This window comes from Pseudomonas sp. Emmai, from assembly GCF_055179735.1.
In genome coordinates, this window is sequence record NZ_CM143685.1 from 1,263,619 (window position 1) to 1,284,551 (window position 20,933).

At 61.5% G+C, this 20,933-nt stretch carries 14 protein-coding genes; 6 read left to right on the forward strand and 8 right to left on the reverse strand.

Annotation, left to right across the window (positions count from 1 at the left end; genetic code table 11):
- Positions 1-2: 2 nt before the first annotated feature.
- Entirely contained in the window at positions 3-998 is a 996-nt protein-coding gene (gene cra / locus ACY4LX_RS05545) for a catabolite repressor/activator (protein WP_149657630.1), read from the reverse strand.
- A 290-nt stretch (positions 999-1,288) separates the two neighbouring features.
- On the opposite strand from cra, the gene ptsP reads away from it, so the two are divergent.
- From ptsP to ACY4LX_RS05565, 4 genes are all read left to right on the forward strand, one after another.
- The gene (gene ptsP, locus ACY4LX_RS05550; RefSeq protein ID WP_149657629.1) at positions 1,289-4,150 is read left to right on the forward strand and encodes a phosphoenolpyruvate--protein phosphotransferase; all 2,862 of its coding nucleotides are present in this window, start codon (positions 1,289-1,291) and stop codon (positions 4,148-4,150) included.
- Entirely contained in the window at positions 4,150-5,091 is a 942-nt protein-coding gene (gene pfkB / locus ACY4LX_RS05555) for a 1-phosphofructokinase (protein WP_463259385.1), read from the forward strand. Before ptsP ends, pfkB begins: the two co-directional genes overlap by 1 nt.
- A gap of 11 nt (positions 5,092-5,102) precedes the next feature.
- Positions 5,103-6,842 carry a PTS fructose-like transporter subunit IIB gene (locus ACY4LX_RS05560; protein WP_463259386.1) on the forward strand — a complete coding sequence of 580 codons (1,740 nt, stop codon included), beginning with the start codon at positions 5,103-5,105 and terminating at the stop codon, positions 6,840-6,842.
- Between the two features lie 189 nt (positions 6,843-7,031).
- Positions 7,032-8,573: an alkaline phosphatase D family protein gene (locus ACY4LX_RS05565; RefSeq protein WP_463259387.1), complete on the forward strand. Its 1,542-nt coding sequence runs from the start codon at positions 7,032-7,034 to the stop codon at positions 8,571-8,573.
- A 134-nt stretch (positions 8,574-8,707) separates the two neighbouring features.
- On the opposite strand, the gene ACY4LX_RS05570 is transcribed toward ACY4LX_RS05565, so the two are convergent.
- A complete protein-coding gene (locus ACY4LX_RS05570) occupies positions 8,708-11,233 on the reverse strand; it encodes a PepSY domain-containing protein (RefSeq protein ID WP_463259388.1) in 2,526 nt (841 codons plus the stop codon).
- Positions 11,234-11,526: 293 nt separating this feature from the next.
- A complete protein-coding gene (locus tag ACY4LX_RS05575; RefSeq protein ID WP_463259389.1) occupies positions 11,527-13,785 on the reverse strand; it encodes a TonB-dependent receptor in 2,259 nt (752 codons plus the stop codon).
- A 207-nt stretch (positions 13,786-13,992) separates the two neighbouring features.
- Here ACY4LX_RS05575 and ACY4LX_RS05580 point away from each other — a divergent pair, with 207 nt between their 5' ends.
- Positions 13,993-14,673 carry a Fe2+-dependent dioxygenase gene (locus ACY4LX_RS05580; RefSeq protein ID WP_463259390.1) on the forward strand — a complete coding sequence of 227 codons (681 nt, stop codon included), beginning with the start codon at positions 13,993-13,995 and terminating at the stop codon, positions 14,671-14,673.
- Complete coding sequence (locus ACY4LX_RS05585) at positions 14,670-15,425, forward strand: tetratricopeptide repeat protein (protein WP_463259391.1); 756 nt, start codon at positions 14,670-14,672, stop codon at positions 15,423-15,425. Before ACY4LX_RS05580 ends, ACY4LX_RS05585 begins: the two co-directional genes overlap by 4 nt.
- Before the next feature lie 101 nt (positions 15,426-15,526).
- Here the strand turns inward: ACY4LX_RS05585 and ACY4LX_RS05590 are convergent, their stop codons facing one another.
- The 5 genes from ACY4LX_RS05590 to ACY4LX_RS05610 all read right to left on the reverse strand — a co-directional run bounded on the left by ACY4LX_RS05590 (position 15,527) and on the right by ACY4LX_RS05610 (position 20,709).
- Positions 15,527-16,690: a type III PLP-dependent enzyme gene (locus ACY4LX_RS05590; protein WP_123405201.1), complete on the reverse strand. Its 1,164-nt coding sequence runs from the start codon at positions 16,688-16,690 to the stop codon at positions 15,527-15,529.
- A gap of 568 nt (positions 16,691-17,258) precedes the next feature.
- Positions 17,259-18,416 (reverse strand): osmoprotectant ABC transporter ATP-binding protein OsmV, encoded by a 1,158-nt coding sequence (locus ACY4LX_RS05595; protein WP_149657621.1) that lies wholly within the window; start codon positions 18,414-18,416, stop codon positions 17,259-17,261.
- The gene (locus tag ACY4LX_RS05600) at positions 18,413-19,066 is read right to left on the reverse strand and encodes an ABC transporter permease (RefSeq protein ID WP_149657620.1); all 654 of its coding nucleotides are present in this window, start codon (positions 19,064-19,066) and stop codon (positions 18,413-18,415) included. The genes ACY4LX_RS05595 and ACY4LX_RS05600 overlap by 4 nt, the downstream gene beginning before the upstream one ends.
- 12 nt (positions 19,067-19,078) lie before the next feature.
- Positions 19,079-19,972, reverse strand: coding sequence for a glycine betaine ABC transporter substrate-binding protein (locus ACY4LX_RS05605; RefSeq protein WP_463259392.1), 894 nt, complete (start codon positions 19,970-19,972; stop codon positions 19,079-19,081).
- 20 nt (positions 19,973-19,992) lie between these two features.
- Positions 19,993-20,709, reverse strand: coding sequence for an ABC transporter permease (locus ACY4LX_RS05610; RefSeq protein WP_463259393.1), 717 nt, complete (start codon positions 20,707-20,709; stop codon positions 19,993-19,995).
- Between the last annotated feature and the right edge of the window lie 224 nt (positions 20,710-20,933).

Below are 20,933 nucleotides of genomic sequence, written 5' to 3' on the forward strand. Positions count from 1 at the left end.
GCTCAGTCCTGCAGAATGCGCTGCTTGAAGGTCCGCGCGATGGCCAGCACGCCGGGTTGGTAATCCGACTGTTCGATGGCGGCCAGGGCCAGCTCCAGGGCTTTGTCGGCGATCAACTGATGTTGCTGGGCCATGGCGTTGACCGGCAACGGCAGGAAATCCAGCAATTGGGTGTCACCGAAGGTGCCGAGGCGCAGCGGGCGGGTTTTCAACGGGAAGTCATGCAAGGCATCGAACACGCCTTGCAGCAGTACGTAGGACGTCGTCACCAGGGCATCCGGCAAATGGCCCAGGCGCTGCAGGAGTTCTTCCATCAACTGCTTGCCACACTCGCGGCTGAACGACTCGCCGTGTTCGATCAGGATTTCGCCTTTGAACCCGGCCAACGCCTCTTTGAATCCGGCCGCACGCTCCTGGCTGATGCTCAGTTCAGGGCGGGCGCCGATCAGGGCGATCTGCTTGGGCACCGGCTCGAGCAGGCTGCGGGTCAGTTGCAGGCTGGCTTCGCGGTCGTCACTGATCACCGAGCAGAAATGCTCGGGTTCCATGACCCGGTCGATGGCGATGATCGGAATGCCCTTGGCCTGCAACTGGCGATAGCTGTCGTCGTCAGTCGGCAGGCAACTGGCGACAATCAAGGCATCACAACGCCGGGCGCGGAACAGTTTGAGCAATTGCCGTTCACTTTCCGGCGCATCATCAGAACTGGCGATCAGCAGTTGATAACCCCGCGCCCGGGCGCCTTGCTCCAGCAGCTTGGCGATCCGTGCGTAACTGGGGTTTTCCAGGTCCGGCAGGATGAAGCCCAAGGTGCGGGTATGCCGACTGCGCAGCCCGGCGGCCTGAGGGTTGGGCGTAAAGCCATGTTGCTCGACCACGGCGCGAACACGCTCCACAGTCGCGGCGCTGATGCGTTGCTGCGCGGCCTTGCCATTGATGACATAACTGGCGGTGGTAACGGACACACCGGCCAACTGTGCGATATCACTGAGTTTCAACTCGGGATTTCCTTGTTTTTTCGAGCTTGCCCCGACATTTTCGCCAATCCTACCCGATTCGGGCAGGCGACTATTGTCGCAACGCATCCGACAAGTTGGACTTCAAGGATGGGACATTATCGAGTAACGTGCCAAACATTCTAGATTAATCGTTTCAGCAAGCGTATTTTCTGCGTTATAGGGTCCTTTGGCCGGTTCTGCCGCGAAACCGCCAAAAGTCATCATCAAGGGCCTAAGCTGAAACATTCAAAACAATACCTGGCGTCTCAAGGCGCCAAAAAGGAGAAAGCATGCTCGAGCTCACCATAGAGCAGATATCCATGGGCCAGTCGGCTGTGGATAAGTCAGCCGCGTTGCACCTGCTGGCCCAGCATCTGGTTGCCGATGGTCTGGTAGCAGAGGGTTATCTCGCCGGTTTGCAGGCGCGGGAAGCCCAGGGCTCGACCTTTCTCGGCCAAGGTATTGCCATCCCCCACGGTACGCCGGAAACCCGCGACCAGGTGTTTTCCACCGGCGTGCGGTTGATGCAATTTCCTGAAGGCGTCGATTGGGGCGATGGCCAGATCGTCTACCTTGCGATCGGCATCGCCGCCAAATCCGATGAACACCTGCGTTTGCTGCAACTGCTGACCCGCGCCCTCGGCGAGACCGATCTGGGCCAGGCCCTGCGGCGCGCCAGTTCCGCCGAAGCGCTGCTGAAGCTGTTGCAAGGCGCGCCGCAAGAACTGGCGCTGGATGCACAGATGATTGGCCTCGGTGTCTCCGCTGATGATTTCGAAGAATTGGTCTGGCGTGGCGCACGTTTGCTGCGTCAGGCCGATTGCGTGAGCAACGGTTTCTCCGCCGTGCTGCAACAGGTCGAAGCGCTGCCCCTGGGCGATGGCCTGTGGTGGCTGCACAGCGAACAAACCGTGAAGCGTCCGGGCCTGGCCTTCGTCACGCCGGACAAACCGATGCGTTACCTCGGCCAGCCATTGAGCGGTCTGTTCTGCCTGGCCAGCCTCGGCGAAGCGCATCAAGCTTTGCTCGAACGCCTCTGCGCCTTGCTGATCGAAGGCCGCGGCCACGAATTGGGCCGCGCCACCAGCAGCCGCAAAGTCCTCGAAGTGCTGGGCGGTGAAGTGCCCGCCGACTGGCCAAGCGCGCGCATTGCCCTGGCCAACGCCCACGGTTTGCATGCGCGCCCGGCGAAGATCCTCGCGCAATTGGCGAAAAGCTTTGAAGGCGAGATCCGCGTGCGCATCGTCGATGGCCAGGACAGCGCGGTGTCGGTCAAGAGCCTGAGCAAGCTGCTGAGCCTCGGCGCCCGTCGCGGTCAGGTGCTGGAATTCATCGCCGAACCGAGCATCGCCGCCGACGCCTTGCCGGCCTTGCTTGCGGCTATTGAAGAAGGCCTCGGTGAAGAAGTTGAGCCGTTGCCCGCCGTGAGTCAGCAGCGGGAAGTGTTTGCCGACGTCGCCGAAGTACTCCTCGCCCCAGCTTCGGGCAGCCTGATCCAGGCCATCGCCGCCGCGCCCGGCATCGCCATCGGCCCGGCGCATATTCAAGTGCTGCAAGCCATCGATTATCCGCTGCGCGGTGAGTCCGCCGTCGTTGAGCGCGAGCGCCTGAAACAAGCGCTGACCGATGTCCGTCGCGACATCGAAGGGTTGATCGAGCGCAGCAAGTCCAAGGCGATTCGCGAGATTTTCATCACCCACCAGGAAATGCTCGACGACCCGGAATTGACCGATGAAGTCGACACCCGCCTCAAGCAGGGCGAAAGCGCCGAAGCGGCGTGGATGGCGGTGATCGAAGCGGCGGCCAAACAGCAGGAATCCTTGCAGGACGCGCTGCTCGCCGAACGCGCCGCCGACTTGCGCGACATCGGCCGCCGGGTGCTCTCGCAGTTGTGTGGTGTCGAAACCCCGAGCGAACCGGAGCAACCGTACATTCTGGTGATGGACGAGGTCGGTCCGTCCGACGTGGCCCGTCTCGACCCGGCGCGGGTCGCCGGTATTCTCACCGCCCGTGGCGGCGCCACCGCCCACAGCGCCATCGTTGCCCGCGCATTGGGGATTCCGGCGCTGGTCGGTGCTGGCGCGGCCGTGTTGCTGCTGGCACCGGGCACGCCATTGCTGATCGATGGGCAACGCGGTCGCCTGCATGTGGACGCCGATGCCGCGACCTTGCAGCGCGCCACCGAAGAACGCGACACCCGCGATCTGCGGTTGAAAGCCGCTGCCGAACAACGCCATCAACCGGCGCTGACCACCGACGGCCACGCCGTGGAAGTGTTCGCCAATATCGGCGAAAGCGCGGGCGTCACCAGCGCGGTGGAGCAGGGCGCCGAAGGCATTGGCCTGCTGCGCACCGAACTGATTTTCATGGCGCATTCGCAAGCCCCGGACGAAGCCACCCAGGAAGTCGAATACCGTCGTGTCCTCGATGGCCTCGCCGGGCGGCCGTTGGTGGTGCGCACCCTCGATGTCGGCGGCGACAAACCGCTGCCGTATTGGCCGATCGCCAAGGAAGAAAACCCGTTCCTCGGCGTGCGTGGTATTCGTCTGACCTTGCAACGTCCGCAGATCATGGAAGCGCAATTGCGCGCCTTGCTCCGTGCGGCGGACAACCGCCCATTGCGCATTATGTTTCCCATGGTCGGCAGCGTTGATGAATGGCGTCAGGCCCGGGACATGACCGAACGTCTGCGTCTGGAAATTCCGGTGGCGGATTTGCAACTGGGGATCATGATTGAAGTGCCGTCGGCGGCGTTGCTCGCACCGGTGCTGGCCAAGGAAGTCGATTTCTTCAGCGTCGGCACCAACGACCTGACCCAATACACCCTGGCCATCGACCGCGGTCACCCGACCTTGTCGGCCCAGGCTGACGGCTTGCACCCGGCGGTGCTGCAACTGATCGACATCACCGTGCGTGCGGCCCATGCCCATGGCAAATGGGTCGGCGTGTGCGGCGAGTTGGCGGCGGATCCGTTGGCGGTGCCGGTGTTGGTCGGCCTCGGTGTGGATGAACTCAGCGTGTCGGGCCGCAGCATCGCCGAGGTTAAGGCGCGCATCCGCGAACTTAGCCTGGCCCAGACCCAAACCCTCGCCCAACAGGCTTTAGCCGTGGGCAGCGCCAATGAAGTGCGCGCACTAGTGGAGGCCCTGTAATGGCCAAGATCCTAACCCTGACCCTCAACCCGGCGCTGGACCTCACGGTCCAGTTGCCGGTGCTGACACCCGGTCAGGTCAACCGCAGCGATGAAATGCACACCCACGCCGCCGGCAAAGGCGTGAACGTGGCGCAAGTGCTGGCGGACCTCGGGCATCAACTGACGGTCAGCGGCTTTCTCGGCGAAGACAATCTGCAAGCCTTCGAAACCCTGTTCGCCAAGCGCGGTTTTGTCGACGCGTTCATTCGTGTGCCGGGCGAAACCCGCAGCAACATCAAACTGGCGGAAAGCAGCGGGCGTATCACCGATATCAACGGTCCGGGACCACAGGTCAGTGAAGCGGCGCAGCAAGCGTTGCTCGATCGACTGGATCAGATCGCGCCGGGGCACGACGCCGTCGTGGTCGCCGGTAGCCTGCCGCGCGGCGTCAGCCCGCAGTGGTTGCAAGCGCTGATCGAGCGTCTGAAAAACCTCGGATTGAACGTAGCCCTGGACACCAGCGGCGAAGCCTTGCGCGCAGGGCTAGCGGCCGGCCCGTGGCTGATCAAACCCAACACTGAAGAACTCGCCGATGCGCTGGGTTGCGACGTGGTTTCAGTGACGGCCCAGGCCGAAGCCGCTAGCCGCTTGCATGCGCAAGGCATCGAGCACGTGGTGATTTCCCACGGCGCTGACGGCGTGAACTGGTTCAGCGTGGGCGCGGCGATGCATGCCACGCCGCCAAGGGTCAGTGTGGTCAGCACCGTGGGCGCCGGCGATTCATTGTTGGCGGGGATGCTCCACGGTTTGCTCAGTGCCGACACGCCAGAACAGACCCTGCGCACCGCCACGGCGATTGCCGCGATGGCGGTCACGCAAATCGGTTTCGGCATCAGTGATGTCGCGCAATTGACGCAGCTCGAACAGGGCGTGCGCGTGCGCCTCCTGACAGAACAATAAGAGGGGTTGTCATGAAGTTAGCCATTGTTACGGCCTGCCCGAACGGCATGGTCACCAGTGTGCTGTGCGCGCGGCTGCTCGACGCCGCGGCCCAGCGTCAGGGCTGGAGCACTTGCGTCGAAGTCAACGATGCAGCACACCCGGAACGTCAGTTGTCGGCGGCGACGATTGAGTCCGCCGAGTGGGTGTTGCTGGTGACCAGCACGCCGGTGGACATGTCGCGATTTGTCGGCAAGCGGGTGTTTCGCAGCACCCCGGCCCAGGCCCTGCAAGATGTTGAAGCGGTGTTGCGTCGGGGCGCTGAAGAGGCCGAGATTTACATCGCCGCCGAAGCGGTCGAAGAACCTGTCGTGGCCGCCAAAAACGCACCACGCCTGGTCGCAATCACCGCGTGCCCAACTGGCGTTGCCCATACCTTCATGGCCGCCGAAGCCTTGCAGCAAGCGGCCAAGCGTCTGGGTTACGACCTGCAAGTGGAAACCCAGGGCTCGGTCGGCGCGCGCAATCCCCTGAGCGCAACGGCAATTGCCGAGGCCGACGTGGTGCTGCTGGCCTGCGATATCGAAGTTGCCACCGAGCGTTTTGCCGGCAAGAAGATTTACCGTTGCGGCACTGGGATCGCGTTGAAACAGGCCGAAGCCACGCTTAACAAAGCCTTGGCCGAAGGCAAGCAGGAAAGCGCTGCGACGGGGGCCAAGGGGCCGGCCAAGCAAGAGAAAACCGGCGTCTACAAACACCTGCTGACCGGGGTGTCGTTCATGCTGCCGATGGTGGTGGCGGGCGGTTTGATGATCGCGCTGTCGTTCGTGTTCGGCATCACCGCGTTCAAGGAACCGGGCACGCTCGCCGCCGCACTGATGCAAATCGGCGGCGAGACCGCGTTCAAGTTGATGGTGCCGTTGCTGGCGGGGTACATCGCCTACTCCATCGCCGACCGTCCGGGCCTGGCGCCAGGGATGATCGGTGGTTTGCTCGCGAGTACCTTGGGCGCCGGTTTTATCGGCGGGATCCTTGCCGGTTTTATCGCCGGTTACGCGGCCCAGGCGATCAATCGTTATGCGCGGTTGCCGCAAAGTCTTGAGGCGCTGAAACCGATCCTGATCATCCCGTTGTTCGCGAGTCTGTTCACCGGTCTGGTGATGATTTATGTGGTCGGCAAACCGGTGGCGGGGATGCTCGAAGCGCTCACGCACTTCCTCGACAGCATGGGCACCACCAACGCGATCCTGCTCGGTGTGCTGCTCGGCGGCATGATGTGCGTCGACCTCGGCGGGCCGATCAACAAGGCGGCTTATGCGTTCTCCGTGGGGCTGCTGGCGTCGCAGAGTTACGCGCCGATGGCAGCGACCATGGCCGCCGGCATGGTGCCGCCGATTGGCCTGGGCATCGCGACGTTTATTGCCCGGCGCAAGTTCGCCCAGACTGAACGCGAGGCCGGTAAAGCGGCATTGGTGTTGGGGCTGTGCTTTATCTCTGAAGGGGCGATTCCGTTTGCGGCGAAAGACCCGTTGCGGGTGATCCCGGCGAGCATTGCCGGTGGTGCGCTGACCGGTGCGTTGTCGATGTATTTCGGCTGCAAACTGATGGCACCGCACGGTGGGTTGTTTGTGCTGATGATCCCGAATGCGATCAATCATGCGTTGCTGTATCTGCTCGCCATCGTGGCCGGGAGTTTGCTGACGGCGGTGGCGTATGCACTGCTCAAGCGGCCGGAAGGGGTGGAGTTGGCGCTGGAACCCGCGAAGGCCTGACACCCTGCCACTTACCCCTGACACCCACCCCTTGTAGGAGCGAGGCTTGCCCGCGAAGAGGCCGTCACATTCAACATCTATGTTGAATGACACACCGCCTTCGCGGGCAAGCCTCGCTCCTACAGGGGGCGCGTTTCACACGGGCGTCATGCGCACATGCTTTAGTTTCCCTTTTCCAGGGAGAACACCATGAGCGAATTCAACCTCGGTCGCCGGCGTGTCATGCAAGCGGTCGGCGCCGGATTGTTGCTGCCCGGCCTGGCCCCGGCGGTGATCGCCTCGGTCAAGGATCGGCCGCAACTCACCGACGGCGTGCAGTCCGGCGACTTGCTGGGCGACCGGGCGATGGTCTGGAGTCGCAGCGACCGCCCCGCTCGCATGGTGGTGGAATGGGACACCCGCAGCCTGTTCACCAATCCCCGCCGTTTCGTCTCGCCTTTGGCTGACGCCCGCACCGATTTCACCGCCCGGGTCGAACTCACCGGCCTGCCCGCCGATCAGGCGATTTTCTACCGCGTGCACTTCGAAGACGCCCAGAACGGCACAAGCAGCGAACCCTGGTTCGGCCACTTGCGCAGCGTGCCGACGGCCCGGCGCGACATTCGTTTTGTGTGGAGCGGCGACACCGTCGGCCAGGGCTTCGGCATCAACCCGGACATCGGCGGCATGCGCATCTACGAAGCCATGCGCCTGCGCCTGCCGGATTTCTTTATCCACAGCGGCGACACCATCTACGCCGACGGCCCGGTGCCGGCACAACTCACCACCGAGAGCGGTCGGGTGTGGCGCAACATCACCAGCGAAGCCAAGAGCAAAGTCGCGGAAACCCTCGACGAATATCGCGGCAACTATCGCTATAACCTGATGGACGAAAACATCCGCCGCTTCAACGCCGAGGTGCCGCAAATCTGGCAATGGGACGACCACGAAGTGGTGAACAACTGGTCGCCGGGTAAACAACTCGACGAGCGCTACAAGAGCAAAGATATCCACAGCCTGGTGGGCCGCGCGCGCCAGGCCTGGCTCGAATACGCACCGATGCGTTTGCAGAGCGCCGACAACGGCGGGCGGATTTATCGCCAGCTGAGCTATGGGCCGATGCTTGATGTGTTCGTGCTCGATATGCGCAGTTATCGCGGGGCGAATGACGCCAACCTCGGCGGGGAAAAACCGTTTCTCGGCCGCGAGCAACTGGACTGGCTGAAGGCTTCATTGAAAGCCTCAACGGCGCAATGGAAAGTCATCGCCGCCGACATGCCGATTGGTCTCGGCGTGCCGGATGGTGAAGTCAGCCCGGGCGTCGCGCGCTGGGAAGCGGTGGCCAACGGTGATCCGGGACCGGCCCAGGGACGCGAGCTGGAAATCGCTGAATTGCTGGGTTTTCTGCGCCAGCAACAGGTACGCAATTTCGTGTTCCTGACGGCGGATGTGCACTACTGCGCGGCGCATCACTACCACCCGGATCGCGCCGCGTTCCAGGATTTCGAACCGTTCTGGGAATTTGTCGCCGGACCGTTGAATGCCGGGAGTTTCGGGCCAAATCCGCTGGATAAAACCTTTGGCCCGGAAGTGGTGTTCGAGAAAGCACCGCCAGCGCAAAACACCTCGCCGTTTGCGGGTTTTCAGTTTTTTGGTGAGGTGAATATTGAAGGGCAGACGGGGGAGATGAGTGTGGTGTTGCGGGATCTGGATGGGGTGAGTGTGTTTGAGCAGAAGTTGCAGCCGGTTTGAGGTGAGGGGGAGATCGTTCCCACGCTCTGCGTGGGAATGCCTCAACGGACACTCTGCGTTCGGCTCTTGATGGGACGCGGTGCGTCCCGGGCGGCATTCCCACGCGGAGCGTGGGAACGATCTGGCTTGAGGTGTCAGTAAACGTCGCGGCGGTAGCGGCCTTGTTCGATCAACCGGTCAACCTCTTCAATCCCCAACACTTCGTTAAGCACGTGATCCACCCCCGATGCCATCCCCTGCAAGCTGCCGCAGATGTAGATCACGGCACCCTCGGCCAGCCACTTCTTCAGCTCGACGGCCGATTCGCGCAGGCGATCCTGGACGTAGATCTTCTCGGCCTGATCCCGTGAAAACGCCAGGTCCAGTCGTTCCAGATCACCTTCAATCAACCAGCCTTCCAACTCATCGCGACACAGGAAGTCATGCCGGCGATTGCGTTCGCCAAACAACAGCCAATGCCGCTGCTGCCCGTCGGCAATCCGCGCTTTAAGCAAACTGCGCAGCCCGGCCAGGCCCGTTCCGTTGCCCAGCAGGATCATCGGCACCGGTTCCACCGGCAGATGGAAACCGCTGTTACGCCGCACTCGCAGGCTGATGCTGCCGCCCACTGGCGCATGTTCGGTCAGCCAGCCGGAGCCGATGCCGAGGCTGCCGTCGGGGTGCAGTTCCTGGCGCACGATCAGTTCCAGTACGCCGTCGGCGGCGATCGAGGCGATGGAGTATTCGCGCATTGCCAATGGCACCAACGCCTGCACCAGCGCCTGGGCATGCAGGCCGACCAGATGCGTGCGGTTCTCGGGGAGCTGCCGACTGGCCAGCGCCTGGTCTAGCGGTTGCGAGAGGCCATCGAGTTCAACACTGGCCCGACCATCAATCCCCAGGCCATCGAGGAAATGCTCGATCGCCCATGGGCAGTTGCGCGGCATGACTTCCACCAGGTCGCCGGCCAGCCAACTGCTGGTGGTTGGGGCGATGAGGCCGAGCAGGTACACCGGCGCACCGCTGCTGTCAGGGTTCATCAGCTCGCGGCGGGCCAGGGTCCAGTTGTCGTAGTGGGGCGCTTGCCAGGTGTCCACGGGGGCCTGTCCGGTCAGCAGGCCGAGTTGCTGCTGCCAGTGGCGCAAGGCGTAAGGGTCGCCGCTGTCGACTTCCACCGGGGCAAACAGGGTCTTGCCGCCGTGTTCGCCGAGCCAGGTGTGCAAGCGCCGGGCGAAGCCGCAGAAGTGCTGATACTGGCGGTCACCGAGACCGAGTACCGCGTAATTCAAACTGTCCAGGCTCAACGCCCGCCCCAGCACTTTGCGTTCGAAACCCCGGGCGCTGTCCGGCGCTTCGCCGTCGCCGAAGGTGCTGACCACGAACAACGCGTTGTCCGAGTCCTGCAAATCCTGCTCGCTGACACTCGCCAGCGGCTGCACCTTCACCGGTAACCCGGCGGCCTGTAATTGCCCCGCGGTCTGCCACGCCAGTTGCTCGGCAAAACCGCTCTGGCTGGCGAAGCCGATCAGCCACGCCGGTGCATCGCTGCAGGGTTGCACAAGGCCTTTGCGCGCATCCTTGATCTGACGTTTTTTGCGTCGACGATCCAGGTACAGCAGCCAGCCCGTGATGAAAAACAACGGCATGGTCAGCGCGGTGACGGTCAGGATGATCCGTCCGACGATGCCAAAGTAGCTGCCGGTGTGCAGCGCATAAATACTGGTCAGCAGTTGCGCCTTGAAGCTCTTGTCGCTGTAGCGATCGTGACGTTTGACGATGCCGGTCGCCGGATCGAGGCTGATCTCGTTCAGCGCGCGGTCATGGGGCGAGGTATTCAACAGGTAAAACACGGTCGCCGGTTGGCCGGCCAGCGGTGGCATGCGGATGTTGTAGGCAGACAGGTTCGGGCCGGCGGCGCTGTAGATGCTGCTCCACATCGCCGCGTAATCGGCGCTCGGCGCCGGACCGCTGGGCGCCGGGCCACGGTTGCGCACCCGCTCGTTCTGCGGCGCGTCGGAGAGCAATTGCGTCAGGCCCTTGTTGTACCACTCGTAGGACCAGGACAACCCGGTCAGCGCGGCCAACAGGTAAAACAGCATGCACCAGGTGCCGGCCACCGAGTGCAGATCCCAATTAAAGCTGCGGCCTTTTTTCTTCCAGTCGAGAGTGAGCCAGGCACGCCATTTATTCCATTGGCGCGGCCAGCGCAGGTAGAGGCCGGACAGGCAGAAGAACACCAGAATCAGCGTGCAGGCGCCGGTGATCTGCCGACCGGTGTCGCCCATCGCGAGGAAGCGGTGCAACTGCAACATGAAGCCAAAGAAGTCCTGGCCGGTGGCGTCGCCCAGGAACTCGGCGGTGTACGGGTCGAAGTAACGCATCTCGCCGCGACGTTCGCCCGGTGGCGGGGTGAAGATCACCCGCGCGGCGTTGCCGCTGTCGGTTTCGACCCAGAGCATCGAGACTTTCTTGCCGGAGGCGGCTTCGATGTGTTCAACCAGTTCGGCGGGCGGCAGCACACCGACGACCTGTTTCTCCACCTGCAACACAGATGGATTCAGCGCCCGCAGGATTTCATCCTGAAACGAATAGGCCGCACCGGTGATGCCCATCAGGGCCAGGACCAGCCCGGCACTGATGCCAAAGAACCAGTGCAACTGGAACAGGGTTTTCTTCAACACGTCACTCGCCTTGTTCGTTCGAAAGTAATCATCACGGCGCGCATTATGCCGTGGGTTGTCGAGAAACATTCTTTATTACGCACAAAAGCCCCGTTCAATTCAATGAACGGGGCGTTAAGACCGAATGTTGCCTTTGTGGCGAGGGAGCTTGCTCCCGCTGGAGGCCGAAGGACTCCCCAAAAGGGCAATACGGTTTAAGGGGAAAACCGCAGTGCCTGGTTTTGGGGCGGCTTCGCCACCCAGCGGGAGCAAGCTCCCTCGCCACAGTTATGCATTCGACGACCGACTCCCTGTCAGAAGTGGAAGTTCGCGCTCAGCAAGGCGGTACGACCCGCCGCCACGTGGGCATAGTGCGTCTGGAACACCTGGTCGAAGTAACGCTTGTCAGTCAGGTTTTGCACGTTGAGTTGCAGGTCGACGTTCTTGGTCAGCGCGTAGCTGGCCATGGCGTCGTAGCGCCAGTAGGACGGGATCTCCACCGAGTTGGCGACGTTGCCGAACTGCGAGTCGACGAAGGTCGCGCCGCCGCCGATGGTCAACTTCTCCGGGATCAGGTCATACGTCGACCACAGAGTGAAATTGTTCCGTGGCGTGCTCGGCATGTGGTTGCCTTTGTCGGCGGCGAGGGTGGTCTTGACCACTTCGCTTTCCATATAGGTGTAGCCGCCGAAGACTTTCCAGTTACGGGTCAGCTTGCCGGTGTAGGTCAGTTCCAGGCCGTTGACGGTTTGTTCGCCGTCGAGCACTTGGGTGGTGGCGCCGTCCGGATCGTCGATACGCGCGTTGGTTTTCTCGGTGCGGAACAGCGCGGCGGTCAGCGACAGGTCGTCACCGAAGAAGTCCCACTTGGTGCCGATCTCGTAGTTACGGTTCTTTTCCGGGTCCAGATCGCTGTTGTTCGCCGCCAGTTCCAGGCCGCCGTTACCGCTGGTTTCGCCGGCCGGGTTGCTGGAGGTGGAATAGGCCGCGTACACGCTGCCGTTCGGCAACGGGTTGTAGACCACGCCGATCTGGTAGTTGACCAGGTCACTGGTGTTCTCGCGGGAGAAACTGCCCGCAGGTGTGCTACGCCCCGCATTGGCGTAGCCGCTGGATTCGGTCTGGTAGTTGTCGTAGCGCAGGCCCAGGTTCAGGGACCATTGCTCGTTGAACTTCAGGGTATCGAACACATAGGCCGCAGCGGTCTTGGTGTCGGTGTCGGTGAAGGCGTTGCTGTCTTTGATCGTGCCCGACCAGTTATCCCCAGGCGTCGGCTTGTACAGGTTGGTGCAGTCGCCAGAATTGAACAGCGCGCGGTTGCAAGTGGTGCCGGCAGCCGTCGAGGTCAGGATGTACGGGCGGTTGTGGGTGTCCTGATAGGAAAACTCCAGACCGGTGACCAGGCTGTGTTCGATAGCGCCGGTGTTGAACTTGGCGCTCAGGTCGGTCTGGTTGACCCAGCCGCTGGACGTCGAGTTACGGCTTTTCGAGCCACGGTACACGCTGCCATTGGCCACGTTGCCCTTGCTGTCATCCGGGTTGGTGACGATGTAGTCGAGGGTCGAGCGGGACATGCGGAAGCTGTTGGAAACGGTCAGGTCGTCGTTCAGATCGTGTTCGATCTTGATCGTGCCGCTGTCGTTTTCGGTCTGGCGATAGTCGCGGCCGGTGAGGCCGTAGAAGTTGTCTTTATTGACGTTGGCCGGCTTGTCGACGTGGTACTTGCTGCGATTCGGGCTCAAGGTCAGCGGCACGCCGTAGTCCGGCATGTCATCGGTTTCGACGTGGTAGTAACCGACGGTCACACGGGTGTCGGTGCCCAGGCCGAAGGAGAAGGTCGGCGCCACGCCCCAGCGGCTGACGTCCACGGCATCGCGGCCGGCGACGTTGGCTTCGTGCTTCATCAGGTTCAGGCGAAAGGCCGAGGTGTCGTTGATCTGCTGGTTCAGGTCCAGGGTGGTGCGCTTGGTCTGGTCCGAGCCCCAGGTGAAGCCGCCGTTGTAGAAGTTGCCGAGTTTGGCGGTCTTGCTCACCAGATTCAGGCTGCCACCGGTGGAACCAGCGCCGGTGAAGGCCGAGCCTGGGCCCTTGCTGATTTCGATCGATTCGACGTTGAAAATCTCGCGGCTCTGGGACGCCGGGTCGCGCATGCCGTCGACGAAGGTGTCGCTTTCAGCGTTGAAGCCACGAATGATCGGACGGTCGCCTGCCGGGTTGCCGCCTTCACCGGCACCGAAGGTGATGCCCGGCGTGGTGCGCAAGGCGTCGACCAGGCTAGTAGCGCCGGTATCGCGGATGACTTGCTGCGGGATCACGGTGACGCTTTTCGGCGTTTCACGCAGGGGGGCGGTGTATTTCTTGGAGGCCGACGTATCGGTTTTGTAGGAGGTGTCTTGCTGCTCGCCAACAACGCTGGTGGCGTCGAGGGAAATCGCATTGCCTGGGGCTTTTTCGTCAGTCTTCTCGGCAGCGAAAACCATGTGGCCCGCGGAGCCCGCAGTGATCGCCATACCGATGGCAGACGCGAGCAAACGTGGTGAACTGACCGGCAATTGTGGTTGTTGGCGTGACATGTGAATTCCCCTCCCCAAGGATTTGAGGCCGCGGAATATAGGGTAAACAGGTATTTGTATCAATTGCGAAACGTTGCTATTCGCGACAAATTTACATTCTTTACAATTTGACCTTACGGTTTTTGTTGGCTCATTCGTCTGCGGGGTTTTACACGGGCAATAAGAATCAATACCATTGGCGCCTCTTTGAAATCAGGTCTCGTCCTCATGTTGCTGCACATTCCCGGCGTGTTCGCGAAAGAAGAAGTGCAGCGCATCCGCGAGGTGCTGGAACAGGCTGATTGGGCGGACGGCAAGATCACCGCCGGCTTCCAGTCAGCCAAGGCCAAGCACAATCTGCAACTGCCTGAAGGTCATCCGCTGGCCAAGGAGATCGGCGCGGCCATGCTTGAGCGGCTGTGGAAAAATCCGCAGTTCATGTCGGCGGCGCTGCCGCACAAAGTCTTCCCGCCGTTACTGAACTGTTACACGGCGGGCGGCAGCTTCGACTTCCATATCGATAACGCGGTGCGCCAGCCCCAGGGCAGTATCGAGCGGGTACGCACTGACCTGTCGGCGACACTGTTCTTCAGCGAACCGGAGGACTACGACGGCGGCGAACTGGAAATCCAGGACACCTTCGGCACCCAACGGGTCAAGTTGCCCGCCGGCGACCTGGTGCTGTACCCCGGCAGCAGCCTGCACAAGGTCAACGCCGTCACGCGCGGAACGCGTTATGCGTCGTTCTTCTGGACCCAAAGCCTGGTCCGCGAGGACAGCCAGCGCGCCTTGCTGTTCGAGATGGACGGGGCGATCCAGCAACTGACCCAGGACCTGCCCGACCACCCGTCGCTGATCCGCCTCACCGGCACTTATCACAACCTGCTGCGCCGCTGGGTCGAGGTATGAGTTATCAACTGCGCCGCGAAGAAGTGCTCGACGGTGATCGCCTCAAAGCCATGCTCGAAGAAAGTCCGGCGCGCGCGGCCCAGGCGATTCTGATCGCGGCCGGCGAAGGCGTGGTGGAGGCCCAGGCCTTGCTGGGGCAGATCCTGCTGGACGGGCAGGGCATCGAACAGGATCAGCCGCTGGCCGTGCGCTGGTTCGGGATCGCCGCTCAGGGCGGGCACCTGATGGCGCGCAACATGCTCGGTCGTTGTCATGAGCATGGCTGGGGGTGTGCGGCGGATGCTGCGGTGGCGGCGGGGCATTATCGACTCGCGGCTGAGAAGGGGCTGGATTGGGCGATGTACAACTACGCCAACCTGCTGGCCACCGGGCGCGGTGTCGCTGAAGACCAGGCGCAAGCGCTGAGTCTTTATCGCAATGCCGCTGAACTGGGCCACGCGAAATCGATGAACCTGCTCGGGCGTTATCTGGAAGACGGGCGGGTGTACCCGGCGGACCCGCAGGCTGCACGCGACTGGTATCGACGCTCGGCGCTCGGTGGGGATTTTCGAGGGCAATTCAGCTACGCCGCGGTACTCGCGGATGAAGGCAATATCGAAGACGCGCAGGACTGGTTGCGCAAGGCGCTGGCTGGCGGGAATCTGAATTTCCTGAAGGTGGCGAGTCAGACGCTATTGAACGCAGCGCATCCACGCATTCGCGAGCTGGCCGCTGACTACGCCAAACGCTGCGCCGAACTAACACAGCCCTGACTAAACACACACTCCCCGGAGATGCCGAAGGCTGCGATCAGATCGCAGGAACAAAAAAGCCCATGAATCGTCATGGGCTTTTTGATTTGCGCGTGCAGTACTTACACGTAGAAGGATTTCAACGGCGGGAAGCCATTGAATTCAACCGCGCTGTAACTGGTGGTGTAGGCACCGGTGGACAACCAGTACAAACGATCACCAATGGCCAGGTTCAGCGGCAAACCGTACTTGTAGTTTTCATACATGATGTCGGCGCTGTCGCAGGTGGGACCGGCGATGACCACTTCTTCCATCTCGCCTTTCTTCTCGGTCCAGATCGGGAACTTGATGGCTTCGTCCATGGTTTCGATCAGGCCGGAGAACTTGCCCACATCCGTGTACACCCAACGCTCGACGGCGGTACGGGATTTACGCGCGACCAATACCACTTCACTGACCAGGATCCCGGCGTTGGCGATCAACGAACGGCCTGGCTCGAGGATGATTTCTGGCAGGTCGTCGCCGAAGTCTTCCTTGAGGAAACGGATGATTTCTTCTGCGTAGGTTTCCAGGCTGTTGGTGCGGGTGATGTAGTTGGCCGGGAAGCCACCGCCCATGTTGATCAGCTTCAGGTGGATGCCGTCTTCTTCTTTCAGGCGTTCGAAGATCACTTTGACCTTGGCAATCGCAGCGTCCCAGACGCTGATGTCGCGCTGTTGCGAGCCAACGTGGAACGAGATGCCGTACGGCACCAGGCCCAGGTCGCGGGCGAGGATCAGCAGGTCCATGGCCATGTCGGTCTGGCAGCCGAATTTGCGCGACAGAGGCCAGTCGGCGGTGGTCGAGCCTTCGGTGAGGATGCGCACGTAGACTTTCGAACCCGGCGCAGCCTTGGCGATGTTGCGCAGGTCGGCTTCGGAGTCGGTGGCATACAGACGCACGCCCTTCTCGTAGAAGTAGCGGATGTCCTTGGATTTCTTGATGGTGTTGCCGTAGCTGATGCGATCCGGGCCAACGCCCTGGTTCATCACTTTGTCGAGCTCGTAGATCGAGGCGATGTCGAAGTTCGAGCCTTTCTCTTTGAGCAGGTCGATGATTTCGACGGCCGGGTTGGCCTTGACCGCGTAGTAGACCTTGGCGAAATCGAAACCGGCGCGCAGGTCGTCATAGGCCTGGCTGATCATCGCGGTGTCGATCACCACGAACGGGGTTTCTTGTTTGTCGGCAAATGCCTTCATTTTGTTGAAGGTATCGCGCGCGAAATAGTCTTCGACGTTGATCGACATGCTTGGGACTCCTACTGGCAAACTGAGTAAATAAATGGGTGCAAATGAACGTCCTCCGTATCCCCACTTTGGTTCGCCTACTTCCCAAGGCATGTCGCCGAAAGCAAAAAGGCCACGGGAGGCGGTGCTGCCCTTGGCCTTGCTGTCTCGTCGTCAGTACTTGAGCCGGATGGATCGTTTCCAGCATGGACGTTCGGCGCGAACTTTAGGGCGTGAGGGGCTTGAGATCAACTAAAAATGTCGCGTTTTTGCACGCTTCCGTCGTGCGGTCCCGGACATCTACTGATGTAACCGACCTGCATGACAGTGTGATGTTCCCTCGAATGATCGTTCCCACGCTCTGCGTGGGAATGCATCCGGAGACGCTCCGCGTCTCAAAGGGCGGACGCAGAGCGTCCCGGGCGGCATTCCCACGCAGAGCGTGGGAATGATCAATTTGAGGTGTTTCAAGGGGATTTGTGGTGCCCCATTCGCGGGCAAGCCTCGCTCCTGCAGGTTTTCGGTATGCCGTGATGTTGCGTACGACACCGCACCTGTAGGAGCGAGGCTTGTCCGCGAAGACGTCAGATCAGGCGACCGCAGCCTCAGCCGGCGAAACAATGCTGGTCTTGCCGCCACGGGACTTGCCGGAGCTCAGGTACTCGGCAATCGACTCCTGGGTCACTTCTCCCAGGAACACCCGCTCGGCATCCATCACCGGCAACCACGAGCGGTTGAACTCGTACATGCGCGACAGCAGGATGCGCAAATGCTCGTCGAACGCGGCGGTGGCGTTGAACTCGCGCAGGTATTGCGCGCACGTACCGGCCTGACGGTGCAGGTCGCGACGTCGTACATAACCCAGCGCCTTGTTCTCGCCATCGGTGACCACCACATAACGACGGTCCAGTTCGTCCATCAGCTCCAGGGCCTCGGCCACCGGGGTTTCCGGGCTCACCGACGGCGCGTTGTCCGCCGCGTCTTCGGCTTTTACCAGCAACAGACGCTTGAGGGTGCTGTCCTGGCCGACGAAGTTGCTCACAAAGTCGTCCGCCGGGTGCGCCAGCAGGGTGTCCGGGTGGTCGATCTGCAACAGCTTGCCGGCGCGGAAGATCGCAATCTTGTCGCCCAGCTTGATCGCTTCGTCGATGTCGTGGCTGACCATGATCACGGTCTTGTTCAGAGCGCGCTGCATCTCGAAGAACTCGTTCTGGATCATCTCGCGGTTGATCGGGTCGACCGCGCCGAACGGCTCATCCATCAACAACAGCGGCGCATCCGCCGCCAGTGCCCGGATCACGCCGATCCGCTGTTGCTGGCCACCGGACAACTCACGCGGATAGCGATTCAGGTACTGCTTGGGTTCGAGCTTGATCATGCTCATCAACTCGCGGGCGCGGTCGTGGCATTTCTGTTTGTCCCAGCCCAGCAGGCGCGGAACGATGGTGATGTTTTCCTCGATGGTCATGTTCGGGAACAGACCGATCTGCTGGATCACATAACCGATGTTGCGACGCAGGGTCACGGCGTCGAGGTCGGTGGTGTCTTCGCCGTTGATCAGGATCTTGCCGGAGGTCGGCTTGATCAGGCGGTTGATCATCTTCAGCGTGGTGCTTTTGCCGCAGCCCGATGGCCCGAGGAACACACAGATTTCGCCTTCATTGACGGTCAGACTTACCGAGTCCACGGCTTTCACATCTTTGCCGTTGCTTTGGAAGGTCTTGCTGAGGTTTTGAAGTTCGATCATTTGAGCAGTCCTTTAGGAGTCAGCGTGCGTTGCAGCCATTGCAGAAGCAGGTCGGCGAAGATGGCCAGGAGACTGACCAGCACGGCGCCGACGATCAGCATCGACATGTCGCTGCGGCTGATTGAAGCGAGAATAAGTACACCGAGGCCACCGGCACCGATGGTCGCGGCGATGGTCATGACACCAATGTTCATGACCACGGCGGTGCGCACACCGGCGAGGATCACCGGCACGGCAATCGGCAGTTCAACCATGCGCAGGCGCTGGCCGAAGGTCATGCCGATGCCGCGGGCGGCTTCGCGAATGCCCGGTTCGACGCCGGTCAGGGCGAGGTAGGTGTTACGCATGATCGGCAGCAGCGAGTACAGAAACACGGCGGTGATCGCCGGCATCGGGCCCAGGCCCTGGCCGAACTTGGAGTAGAACGGCAGCAACAGGCCGAACAGCGCAATCGACGGCACGGTCAGCAGCACCGTGGCGCTGGCTTGCAAGGGACCGGCGAGCGACGGGAAGCGCGTCATCACGATGCCCAGGGGCACGCCGACGAGGATCGCCAAGGTCACGGCGATGCCAACCAGGGTGATGTGCTGCCAGGTCAGGTGCAGGACCTGCGGCCAGTCGAGATGGGAAAAGGCGTTCAAAAATTCCATGTCTTCTCCTCCTCAGTTGATCGGATGCTGACGCAGGAAATCTGCGGCAACCGATGAAGGGCTTTCGTGATCGACATCGACCCGCGCATTCAGCGCACGCATGGTGGCGTCGTCGAACAGTTCAGCCAGTGGCTTGAGTTCTTCGGCAAGCTTCGGGTGAGCGTCGAGGTAAACCTGACGCACCACCGGCGCGGCGGTGTAGTCCGGGAAGTAGTGCTTGTCGTCTTCGAGCAGTTTCAGCTTGAAGGCGTTCAAGCGACCGTCCGTGGTGTAGACCAGACCTGCAAACACCTGGCCATTACGCAGGGCGGTGTAGACCAGACCGGCGTCCATCTGCCGGATGTTCTTGCGGGTCAGGTTCATGCCGTAGAGGTCGACCATGCCGTCCAGACCGTCGGAACGGTTGGCAAACTCGGTGTCCAGGGCCACGAGGTGATTGGTCTTCGCCTCAGCCTGCAGCACCGTGTTCAGCTCGCTGATGGTGTTGATCTGCGGATAGGCCTGCGCGGTTTTCTCCGGCAGGGCCAGGGCGTAGGTGTTGCTGAACTTCGACGGTGTCAGCCAGACCAGGCCTTTTTTCGCGTCGAGTTCTTTCACCTTGGCGTAGGACTGAGCGCTGTCGAGCTTGTCAGTGATGTGGTTGTAAGCCACCAGCGACACGCCGGTGTATTCCCACATCAAATCCAGCTGGCCACTTTCTTGAGCGCTGCGGGCCAGGTTGCTGCCCAGACCGCCGGTCACCTGGGTGTCGTAACCCTTGGTGCGCAGGTATTGGGAGGTGATTTCCGCCAGCAGGGTTTGTTCGGTGAACACCCGGGCGCCGATGCGGATCACGGGTTTTTCAGCGGCTTGTGCAAATCCTGCAAACAGCAGGGCGCAGCCTATTAGAAAGCTTAATTTCTTCATAAAAATTCCTTTGCCGAGGCTTAAGACGGGCGTAGGCCGCGTTCGAGCCAGAGGCGGCTGGCGAGTGTCACCAGGCCGTCGAGCAGCAAGGCCAGCAGGGCGGTGCAAGCCGCGCCGAGCAGCAGTTGCGGCTGATTGTTCAGGGCGATGCCGGGGAAAATCAGGCTGCCCAGGCTGTTGGCGCCAATCAGGAATGCCAACGGTGCGGTACCGACGTTGATCGCCAGGGCCACACGCACGCCACCGATGATGATCGGTACCGCGTTCGGCAGTTCGACCCGCCACAGCACTTGCGTTGGCGTCATGCCGATGCCGACGGCCGCTTCTTTCAGCGAACCCTGGACGTTTTTCAGGCCTTCATAGGTGTTGCGCACGATCGGCAACAGCGAGGCGAGGAACAGGGCGAAGATCGCGGGGCCGCTGCCGATGCCCAGAATCCCCAGGGCGATGGCCAGTACGGCGAGAGGCGGCACGGTGTTGCCGATGTTGAAGATCTGCATGAAGCGTTCAGCGCGGCCCACCATGGTCGGGCGGCTGAGGAGGATACCGGCGGGGATGCCCACAACGAGGGCGGCCAGCATGGAAACAAGGACGAGAATCAAGTGAGCTTGCAGGTAAAACAACAAATCGTCGCGGTAATGTTCGATCGTGTTGATGCCAATCCAATGGACCAGCAGGGCCAGGAGTGCGACGACAACCGCACCTCCTATAAGCCCTTTGCCATAGCGAATCGCCACAGGCGGACTCCTTTTTTTTCTTGGTCGGCGAACGCAGTCCTTTGTGGCAATGCCATCACTGGCTGCCGGGATATCGACGTTCGCGAGAAGCAGCTCTTCATGCTGGTAAAACCGCATGAGATCGAGCCATAAGCGCAGCCTCGTCAGGCTAACTTGCTGATTTATCAGCCCCTGATACGAGTGCCGTAACAGGGGAGTGGACGTCTGCACCTTTTAAAAGGTTC